The organism is Arcobacter thermotolerans (assembly GCF_983172305.1).
In genome coordinates this window covers 118,494-128,365 of record NZ_CFAFZJ010000006.1, presented here as the reverse complement: position 1 = coordinate 128,365, position 9,872 = coordinate 118,494, and the positions used below count along the sequence as shown (strand labels likewise).

The window sequence follows — 9,872 nt, the reverse complement described above, 5'->3', positions numbered from 1 at the left end:
AATGAAAGAGAAAGAGTTTGAATATATTGCAAATAAAATTTGTGATGTATTAGATAATATTGAAGATAAAGAGTTACACAAAAAAATAAACAAAGAGCTTGAAGAGTTAGCAAGTAAGTTTGTGATTTACAGTAGTTCGACGTATTAATAAAGTTTAGAAGTAAGGAGTTATTATGCAAATAATTGGTGATGATTTTGTAAAAAAAGTTCAACTAAAACAAGAAAAAGAAGAGCTTGAGAAGAAGTTAAGTGAACTTGATGAAACAAGGATATCTATGGGAAATATAAATCTTACAAACAATCTAAATAATGCCTATAAAGGCATAGATAACAATGATGATATGAATGAGATGAATAGATTACAGCAAAATATCAATTATGATGATAGTAATGAATTTGACAATATTATGCTAAATCAACAACAAAGTGGAGAAGACAATAAGAAAAAATATCTAATTTTAGGTATTGTTTTAGTAGTTCTTTTTTTACTAACAATAATTATCATAAGACTTCTAACAAGCGATTCTAAAAAAGAAGATCCATTTACTTCAAATAACCAAAGCTCTTCTGAAATGAAAACTCTATCTGAAAATAGTGGAAATATAGAAGATAGATACCAAAGAATACTTGATGATAAAGCAAAAAAAGATAGTACTGAACCAGTAGTAAATCAACAGATTAACACTTCAAATGATAGACTAGATATGATAAAAGAGACAAAAGAAGAGGCTAGATTAGCTCAAAATGAAAACTTCTCAGATAGCTCTATTCCAAATGAAACTCTTGATGAAACTATAAAAAAGATTGAAGAGAAAAAACAAACTCCTAAAACATCTGAAACAACTCCAGCTGCATCTACAAAAACACAAGCTGAACCAAAAAAATCTATAAGAGATTTAGTTGAAGGTAATGCTGCCGCAAAATCAACAAATCAAGAAGCCACTGGTAGTGGTTACTTTATTCAAATTGGAGCATTTTCAAAAAGACCTAGTGAATCTTATTTAAAAAATATAACAAACCAAGGTTTTAAATATAAAGTTATTCAAGAAGATGTAAAAGGTAGCACATTTAACAAACTCCTTATTGGTCCTTATAGTAGTAGAGCAGCTGCATCAAATGATGTATCAGCTGTTAAAAATAAGTTAAATATTCAAAATACTTTTATAGTAAATTATTAGTAGATATTTATGAATTTTTATAGTAAAACTCTATTTTTAGATCAATTTACACCAGTTTCTATTTATGAAAAAACAAAAGCTCTTTATCCAAAAGAGCTTAGTTTTTTGTTTGAAAGTAGTATAAGCTCAAGTAATGATGGAAATTTTTCATATATAATAATTGGAGCAAGAGAGAGAATTTGGTATAAAAACAATGAATGTTTTTTTAAAAATGAAATTGGAACAATAGAAAAAGTAGATAATAATCCTCTATTATTTTTAAAAAAATATTATAAGAATTTTGAAAAAAATATATATAAAGAGAAATCAAAAGAGCTAGGAATTGGACTAATTGATGGGTTTATTGGAAATGTTGGTTATGATATGGGAAAAGAGTTTGAACCAAGACTAAAAGCTTCGATGAACTCTTTACAAGATGAGTTGAATATTCCTGACTTAGACTTAATAAGACCAAAGATAATATTAGCATTTTCTCATAAAACTTCAAAGTTAGTTATTCTTACTTCAATGAATGAGTTGAAAAATGAGATTGAAAATATAGAAAAAGAGCTTTTAAAGCCATATATTTATACTCCACTAAAAAAAGCAAAATTGATAGATAATGGAAAATTTAACTTTACTAAAGAAGAATTTTTTTCTATAGTTGAAAAATCAAAAGAGATGATAAGAGCTGGAGATATATTCCAGATTTTAATCTCAAATAGATTTACTCAAAAAGCAGTAGTTGATAGCTTATCTTTTTATAGAGCATTAAGAAGTAAAAACCCTAGTCCATACCTATTTTTATTAGAATTTGAAGATTTTAGTATTGCAGGAAGTAGCCCAGAGGTTATGATTAGATTAGTGGATGGTCACCTACTTTTAAGACCAATAGCAGGAACAAGAAAAAGAGGGTCTACTTTAGAAAAAGACTTAGAGATGGAAAATGAACTAATCAACGATAAAAAAGAGAGAGCAGAACATCTTATGCTTGTTGATTTAGGAAGAAATGATGTTGGAAGAGTAGCACGTGCTGGAAGCGTAAAAGTAACAGAACTTATGAGAATAGAGAGATACTCTCATGTTATGCATATAGTTTCAGATGTTGAAGCAGTTTTAGATGAAAAATATGATATGTTTGACCTATTTATGGCAACATTTACAGCTGGAACAATGACTGGAGCTCCAAAAATAAGAGCTATGGAATTAATAGCAAATTTTGAAAAAATCAAAAGAAATTTTTACTCTGGAAGTATAGCTTACTTCGGTTTTGATGGTAATATGGATAGTGCAATAACTATTAGAACTTCGCTTTTAACAAAAGATAAAATAATTTTCCAATCAGGTGCTGGAATAGTTGCAGACTCTATAAATGAAGATGAGTATTTAGAGGTTCACAATAAATTAGCAGCAAATATTGCAACTTTAAAAGATTTATTATAAGTAAAAAAGGAGTAATTATGCTTTTAGGTGTAAATATCGACCACATAGCAACTCTAAGAGAGGCTAGAAAAATAAATGACCCAAATCCTTTAGATGCTGTTAGTATTTGTAAAGTAAGTGGAGCAGATCAAATAACTATTCACTTAAGAGAGGATAGAAGACATATACACGATTTAGATGCAAAAGCTATAATAGAACAATCAGCACTTCCTGTTAATTTAGAGTGTTCTATTAATAGTGATATTATAGATATTGTTTGTAATTTAAAACCATATAGAGTAACTTTAGTACCTGAAAATAGAGCAGAAGTAACAACTGAGGGTGGTCTTGATTTAGAAAATAATTTTCAAAAAATTAGCCGTACAATAGAACAATTAAAATCAAATGATATTGAAGTTTCACTTTTTATAGACCCTACTTTAAAATCAATAGAACTTTCAAATATGTTAGGAGCTTCTTGGGTAGAACTTCACACAGGAACTTATGCAAATATCTATGCAATGTTAAATACAAATTTAAGATTTACTCAACACTCAATTAAAGAGTTAGAACTTCCAAAAGAAAAACTTAAAGAAAAATTAGCACATAGTTTAGAAAACATCAAAATATCTTCGAGCTATGCTGTAAATTTAGGCTTAAAAATAGCAGCTGGTCATGGATTAAATTATCAAAATGTAAGAAATATTTGTGAAATAAAAGATATTATTGAGTTAAATATAGGTCAAAGTATTATTGCAAGATCTGTTTTTACAGGACTATCATCTGCAATAGTTGAGATGAAAAATCTTATTTCAAAATGAAAAATCTTCCTAAAATTGCTATTAGTATTGGAGATTTGAATGGAATTGGTGTAGAAATTGCATTAAAATCCCACGATACTATAAAAGAGATTTGCCAACCTATATATTGTATAAATCACCAAATGCTTGAGCAAGCTTCTATGCTTTTAGAAGTTTCTATTCCTAATGATTTTATGCTACATGAGACTTTTGGTGACTTTGAAATATTACCTTCAAAAACTACAAAAGAATCTGGTATTTTTTCATATCTATCTTTTATGGATGCAATAAATCTTGCAAATATAAAAAGTGTAGATGCAATTTGTACTTTACCAATAAACAAAGAATCATGGGGAAAAGCTAAGTTAAAGTACAAAGGTCATACAGAAGTTTTAAGAGATTTTTATAATAAAGATGCAATTATGATGTTAGGCTGTCAAAAGATGTATGTAGCTTTGTTTACAGAACATATCGCTTTAAAAGATGTTGCAAAAAGTATAAAAACAAAAAAACTTATTAATTTTCTCAAAAATTTCCACTCTTGTACAAATGCTTCAAAAGTTGCAGTTTTGGCTCTAAATCCCCATGCAGGAGATGGTGGAGTTCTTGGGAAAGAAGAGAAAAAAATACAAAAAGCTATAAATAAAGCAAATAAACTTTTAGATAATGATATTTTCTCAAATCCACTTGTTCCAGATACTGCTTTTTCACCAAATAATAGAAAAAACTATAAATATTTTATAGCCATGTATCATGATCAAGGTTTAGCTCCTTTAAAAGCTTTATATTTTGATGAAAGCATTAATGTTAGTTTGAATCTTCCAATTATAAGAACTAGTGTAGATCATGGAACAGCTTTTGATATAGCATATAAAAATAAAAATCCAAATACAAAAAGCTATATAAATGCCATAAAAGAGGCTATAGTTTTGAGTAAAAAATGAAATTACTTGAAGAAAACTATGAAATAAATTTTTCCAAAGTAAATTTTTTGGAGAGAAAAACAAAGATAGAACATAAAAAAACTATCATATGTGGAGCTTCAAAAGTTGGAAAATCTTATCTACTATATGATTTTTTAAGTAACTTTAAAAGTGAAGAGTATTTATATATTGACTTTTTTGATTTAAGAAATAGTAACATAGATAAAGAGTTAAGCTTATTAGATGATTTTATATCTTTAAAAGATATAAAAGTTTTAGTCTTAGAAAATTTTAATAATCAATGTAAAATTCCAAATTGTGAAAATATTATTTTAACTTCCCAAAAAAGTATTGAATACAAAAATTTCAAAAAAATAGAACTTTTTGCTCTGGATTTTGAAGAGTATCTTTTGTTTGATAACAAACATCAAAATATTACTCAAAGTTTTAATAATTTTCTAAAATATGGGAATTTACCACTTTCTATAAACACAGAAGAACATAAAAAAATATCAAAACTCCAAGATATTATAAAAATGAACTCAAAAGATGATACAAGTTATGAGATTTTAAAAATATTAATAGAGAATATTGATGAAAAAAAATCAATTTTTCAACTATTTAATCAACTAAAATCAAAAATTAAAATATCAAAAGATAGATTTTATGAAGAGTGCAAAGAACTAGAAGATAAAAACTCTATTTTTTTTGTAGGAAAATATAATCAAGAGAAGAGTTTAAAAAAAATATACTCTTATAATTATGCTTTTTTAGGTGCTATTAGTTTTTCAAAAAAATTTAAACAAGAGTTTACAAATATGATTTTTCTGGAACTTTTAAAAGAAAAAAAAACTATTTATTATCTTGATAACATTGATTTTTATATAAAAGAGGATAATTTAGCAATTGTTTGTATTCCTTTTTTTAATATTGATTTAAATTCAAATTTACTAAAAAAAATTATAAAAAATTCTTTAGAACTAAATATAGATAGAATAGAGATTATTACTATTTCAAATAATCAAAAAATTGATAATAAAAAAATAAATATTGAAGTAATTGTATTTTATGAGTGGGCTTTAATTTAAGTATATTAATCTTTTGTGATATAATGCTTTTATCTTTTACAAAAGTAGTTAATATGGAAAAAAAGTTAGTTAACTTTATAAAATACGCTCCTATGATTTTTATTCCTTTGGTTGTTTTTTTAGTTTTTTATCTAATAATAACTGGTTATAAATCTACACTTAATAGTAATTTTGAAATCTATAAAAATGATTTAATAGATAAACAAAAAAGTTTAGTAAAAACAAATATCCAAATTGCTACTCAAATATTTGAAAATCAAGTATTTTTGACTGAAAATAAAGAGAAAGCTTATAAATCCTTCTTAAACCTGATAAAAAATATAAATAATACAGCTAGTGATTACTATTTTATCTTTAATACAAAAGGTGATGTGATTGTTCACTCATTTTTAAGCCATTTAGAGGGTCAGAATCTATATATTGTAGATAATGAAAACTACAATAATGTAGTAAAAATAATAACACAAAACTCTTCTCAAGAAAGATTTGTAACATACAAATGGTTAAATCCAAGTACAAATTTAATAGAAGATAAAATATCTTTTGTAAGACAACTGCCAAATAGTGATTTAGTTATTGGAAGTGGTTTCTATTTAGAAGATATTAATAAAATCGTAGAAAACCAAAGAGATATAGAACTAAAAGAACATGATAAAAATATAAATGTTACTCTATCTTTAGCTATTTTTTTTACTATTTTATCCTTTATTATATCTTATATAATTTCAAAAATGCTTTTAAATGCTTTTAATATTTTAAATAAATCATTAAAAGAGAAATCTATTGAACTTCAAAAATTAAATAGTGAACTTGAAATTAAAGTTGAGAATCGTACAAATAAACTAAAAACTGCATACAAAAAAATGAAAGATTTAGCATCTATTGATGATTTAACAAAAATATACAATAGGTACTATTTTTTTAATATTTTTAATCAGCAATTAGAAAAATTAAAATCAGATAAAACAATTTTTAGTTTAATAATGTTTGACTTAGACCATTTTAAAAATGTAAATGATACTTATGGGCATGATGTTGGTGATTATGTACTCAATGAGACTTGTAGAGTTGTTGAAAAAGATTTAAGAGAAAATGATACTTTTGCTAGAATTGGTGGGGAAGAGTTTTTAATACTACTACCAAATACAAATATAGAAGATGCCTTTTACATAGCTCAAAGAATAAGACAAAATATTGAACAACATAAGTTCAAAGATATTCCAAAATTAACAATAAGTTTGGGTGTAGCAGAGGCAAATGAACCAATTTTAAGTACAGAACTTCTAAAAAAAGTGGATCTTGCTTTATATAAAGCAAAAAAAGAGGGAAGAAATAGAGTTATAGCTTTTAAAAATTAAGATTGATTTGGTTAAAATTACCACTTAAAGCAACTCTTTGGTCAAGGGTTGCTTTTTTTATTATATTGATACAAAATTCCATCATCAAATGCTAACCAAAAAGAGGCTGGTAAAGATGCTTTTTTTAATAAATTATTTGTCCAAGTGTTACAAGTATGAAAAATACTATAACTTCCTATTGCCTCATAAAAAGCATCATTTTGCCCATATTGAGATGTTGTTTTTATATTTATTGGTTTTTCATCTTTATATTGTAAAGAGTTTTTTATTGTATCAATTATTGAACTATACTGTTTTTTAGAGATTTTTATTTTGTATGTTAAATCATCTTCAGTAATCTCATCATAATATGTAATATGTAAAGCAGCATTTCCAAGACCAAATCCTGCGATTAAAGCAGTGCTTAATTTTAACTCTGCCCAAGTTGGCGTATCTAAATAAAAACCTTTATCACCCCAACCAATACTAATATACAAAAAATCATCTCTTTTGCTTAAAGTATCTTCATAATTGAAAAAATCAAACCAATTTATAATATCACTTTTTATAGGTAAAACTACATCTGTATGAACTCCATTTGATTTTATAAATATTTCATAATCTAGATTTTCATTTTTTGAATAATTTGTTGTAATTTTTGAAAGAATAGTTTCACTTAATAAATATACAACTACAAATAAAAATATTGATAAGATAATAAAAAATAGAGTTTTCAAAATTTTTCTAAACATTAACAACATTTCCTTATATCTATTTTTGATTATTTTATTATTAATTTATAAAAATATAGTTAAAATCTGGCATTTTTATTTAAAGTAGGAAAAATTGTATTGAATTTTAAAATTAAAAATCTAAGTACTGAATTAATATCTATTTTTGTCTCTCTAAGTTTAACTCTATTAATGTTTTTTAGTTTTTATATTTTTAAAAAAGAAGAGATAGAATCAAATACAAACTTAGAAAAATTTGATGCATTAAATAAAATAACTGAGATTTCAAATAGTATAGAAACAGAGATAAATAGTACTATGCTATATACAGATTTTTTTTCCATAATTATTTCACAAAATCCAAATATAGATGAAAATATTTTAGAAACATACTCATCTTTAACTCTTAAAAATAATAAAAGCATCAAAGGTATTCAATTTGCACCAAATGCCATTGTAAAAATAGTATATCCAAAAGAGGGAAATGAAGCTGCAATTAACCATGATTTATTAAAAGACCCTAAGAGAAAAATTCATACACAAAAAGTAATAGATAGCAATTTTTCTGTTTTACAAGGACCTGTGATAGCAAAACAAGGTGGTTATTTGCTTTTTAGTAGAAAAGCTATTTTTTATAGAGAAAATAATATCGATAAATTTTGGGGATTAGCAGTTGTTGCTATGGATTTTGATAAAATCATTGAAAAATACAAAAAAAGCTTACTTGATGAAAAGTATCTTATGTCAATCAAAATAAATAGTGATGAAAAAGAGGATTTACTTTTTTACTATTCTGAAATTTTTAAAAAAGATTCAATTCAAAAAAATATAAAACTTCCTGAAGCTACTTGGGATTTGGCAATCTATCCAAAAGATGGTTGGAAAAATGAAAATAGTGTTTTTAAGGATATAAATGGCTTTTTATTTATAATTATTATCATAGTATTTATTCTTCTCTATCTTTTGATAAAAAATATTTTTCTTAAGCTAAATCTTGCCAAAAGAGATTTATTAACAGATACATTAAACAAAAATACTCTAAGAAAAATTATAAATAAAAGAATAAATCAAAAAAAAGATAATTTTGTATTTTTTATTCTTGATATAAATGGCTTTAAACAAATTAATGATAATTTGGGTCACTTTATTGGAGATTGTGTTTTAGTAGAGATTGCAAATAGATTAGAATATTTACTAAGAAGTAGAGATCTCTTATCACGATTTGGTGGTGATGAATATATTATATGTTTAAACGGCTTAGAAAATAGAGCACATATTGAAAATATTATAAAAAAGATAGAAAAAGAGATTAGTAAACCTATAGTTTTTGAAGATTATTCTTTAGAAATAAATATCTCAATTGGATACTCTAAGTTTCCATCTGATGCACAAGATTATAATGAACTTTATAAAATTGCAGATAAAAAAATGTATGAGTTCAAAAAAAGCAATAGATATAAAAAAAGCAAATATGAAAATTTAAATAAAAAAAGCAAGGAGTTCAAATGAAAAAACTTTTTATAGTAAGACACACAACAAAACAAAGAGAAGCACAAAATGAATACGATTATGATACTGAACTAACTAAAGAAGGTATAGAAAAAGCAACTCAAATGGCTCAAAAATTGGCTTTGGAAAATCATCAAATTGATTTAATAGTAGCGAGTCCAGCAGTAAGAACAAGACACACAGCGGAAATTTTTGCAAGTGAGTTAGGATATAACAAAACTATTATGCTAAATGAAGTTTTATATATGGCATTTGTAAATGAGCTAATAGAAACTATCACATATACTTATGATACAGTTGATACTATGTTAATTGTTGGTCATAATCCATCTTTAACTGCCTTAGCTGTAACACTTTTAGGGTTTAAAGAGAAATTTGAAGAGGGTGCAGTTATGCAAATAGAGTTTGATTGTAATAGCTGGATTGATATAGATAAAAACAACGCAAAACTAATAAGCTATACTATTCCTAAATAGTTTAGCTTAACTATTAATTTACTTTATATTTTTATTCATCAAAGCAACAGTTGCAAGATTTGTAAGCTCATTTAATGTTTTCGAATCCAATTTTCTATCACCTATAACAAAACTAAAAATCTCAATAAAATTATCTCTTCCCCAAACTCTAAGCTCAGAAACATTCAAAAACTTTTCAGTACTTAAAGTTTGACCTTTCTTATTTTTAATTATAACTTTTGCACTATCACTATTTTCAAAGTTTCCTTTTATTCCATCATTATTTTTAATTTGATAGCTTACAGTTGCATCTAAAATCTTACCACTTACCAAACTTCCATCATCTATAACTTTTTTTGGAAAACCACTATCTTTTAAAAAATCATCCCATTTATCTGCATAAACATTTGCAGATAAAAAGAGTAAAACAAAAATCAAAACTCTTTTCAT

At 25.3% G+C, this 9,872-nt stretch carries 10 protein-coding genes and 1 pseudogene; 9 read left to right on the top strand and 2 right to left on the bottom strand.

All coding sequences use genetic code 11. The features are described from left to right. The 7 genes and pseudogenes from glyA to AC5LG6_RS06620 all read left to right on the top strand — a co-directional run. A pseudogene (gene glyA / locus AC5LG6_RS06650) lies at positions 1–148 on the top strand (serine hydroxymethyltransferase); the annotation flags it as partial. 25 nt (positions 149–173) lie between these two features. Further along, positions 174–1,178, top strand: a complete 1,005-nt coding sequence (locus AC5LG6_RS06645) for an SPOR domain-containing protein (RefSeq protein WP_498586030.1) — start codon at positions 174–176, stop codon at positions 1,176–1,178. A 9-nt stretch (positions 1,179–1,187) separates the two neighbouring features. Beyond that, positions 1,188–2,600, top strand: a complete 1,413-nt coding sequence (locus AC5LG6_RS06640) for an anthranilate synthase component I family protein (protein ID WP_186985061.1) — start codon at positions 1,188–1,190, stop codon at positions 2,598–2,600. A 17-nt stretch (positions 2,601–2,617) separates the two neighbouring features. After that, complete coding sequence (locus AC5LG6_RS06635) at positions 2,618–3,400, top strand: pyridoxine 5'-phosphate synthase (protein WP_498586029.1); 783 nt, start codon at positions 2,618–2,620, stop codon at positions 3,398–3,400. Further along, positions 3,397–4,323, top strand: coding sequence for a 4-hydroxythreonine-4-phosphate dehydrogenase (gene pdxA, locus AC5LG6_RS06630; RefSeq protein WP_498586028.1), 927 nt, complete (start codon positions 3,397–3,399; stop codon positions 4,321–4,323). The genes AC5LG6_RS06635 and pdxA overlap by 4 nt, the downstream gene beginning before the upstream one ends. Further along, entirely contained in the window at positions 4,320–5,390 is a 1,071-nt protein-coding gene (locus AC5LG6_RS06625; protein ID WP_498586027.1) for an ATP-binding protein, read from the top strand. Before pdxA ends, AC5LG6_RS06625 begins: the two co-directional genes overlap by 4 nt. Before the next feature lie 53 nt (positions 5,391–5,443). Then, on the top strand, positions 5,444–6,748 hold the full coding sequence (locus tag AC5LG6_RS06620) for a diguanylate cyclase (RefSeq protein ID WP_498586026.1): 1,305 nt from the start codon (positions 5,444–5,446) through the stop codon (positions 6,746–6,748). A 41-nt stretch (positions 6,749–6,789) separates the two neighbouring features. On the opposite strand, the gene AC5LG6_RS06615 is transcribed toward AC5LG6_RS06620, so the two are convergent. Then, entirely contained in the window at positions 6,790–7,479 is a 690-nt protein-coding gene (locus AC5LG6_RS06615; RefSeq protein ID WP_498586025.1) for a TIGR02117 family protein, read from the bottom strand. A 99-nt stretch (positions 7,480–7,578) separates the two neighbouring features. Here AC5LG6_RS06615 and AC5LG6_RS06610 point away from each other — a divergent pair, with 99 nt between their 5' ends. Further along, the gene (locus AC5LG6_RS06610) at positions 7,579–8,967 is read left to right on the top strand and encodes a diguanylate cyclase domain-containing protein (RefSeq protein WP_498586024.1); all 1,389 of its coding nucleotides are present in this window, start codon (positions 7,579–7,581) and stop codon (positions 8,965–8,967) included. Continuing rightward, positions 8,964–9,443, top strand: coding sequence for a SixA phosphatase family protein (locus AC5LG6_RS06605; protein ID WP_498586023.1), 480 nt, complete (start codon positions 8,964–8,966; stop codon positions 9,441–9,443). The genes AC5LG6_RS06610 and AC5LG6_RS06605 overlap by 4 nt, the downstream gene beginning before the upstream one ends. 18 nt (positions 9,444–9,461) lie before the next feature. On the opposite strand, the gene AC5LG6_RS06600 is transcribed toward AC5LG6_RS06605, so the two are convergent. Further along, positions 9,462–9,872, bottom strand: coding sequence for a hypothetical protein (locus AC5LG6_RS06600; protein WP_066219346.1), 411 nt, complete (start codon positions 9,870–9,872; stop codon positions 9,462–9,464).

Bases quoted from the DNA above. Each gene is read 5' to 3' on its own strand.
- AC5LG6_RS06645 (WP_498586030.1), top strand. From the start codon at position 174: ATGCAAATAATTGGTGATGATTTTGTAAAAAAAGTTCAACTAAAACAA.
- AC5LG6_RS06600 (WP_066219346.1), bottom strand. From the start codon at position 9,872: ATGAAAAGAGTTTTGATTTTTGTTTTACTCTTTTTATCTGCAAATGTT.
- AC5LG6_RS06635 (WP_498586029.1), top strand. From the start codon at position 2,618: ATGCTTTTAGGTGTAAATATCGACCACATAGCAACTCTAAGAGAGGCT.
- AC5LG6_RS06625 (WP_498586027.1), top strand. From the start codon at position 4,320: ATGAAATTACTTGAAGAAAACTATGAAATAAATTTTTCCAAAGTAAAT.
- pdxA (WP_498586028.1), top strand. From the start codon at position 3,397: ATGAAAAATCTTCCTAAAATTGCTATTAGTATTGGAGATTTGAATGGA.
- AC5LG6_RS06640 (WP_186985061.1), top strand. From the start codon at position 1,188: ATGAATTTTTATAGTAAAACTCTATTTTTAGATCAATTTACACCAGTT.
- AC5LG6_RS06620 (WP_498586026.1), top strand. From the start codon at position 5,444: ATGGAAAAAAAGTTAGTTAACTTTATAAAATACGCTCCTATGATTTTT.
- AC5LG6_RS06605 (WP_498586023.1), top strand. From the start codon at position 8,964: ATGAAAAAACTTTTTATAGTAAGACACACAACAAAACAAAGAGAAGCA.
- AC5LG6_RS06615 (WP_498586025.1), bottom strand. From the start codon at position 7,479: ATGTTTAGAAAAATTTTGAAAACTCTATTTTTTATTATCTTATCAATA.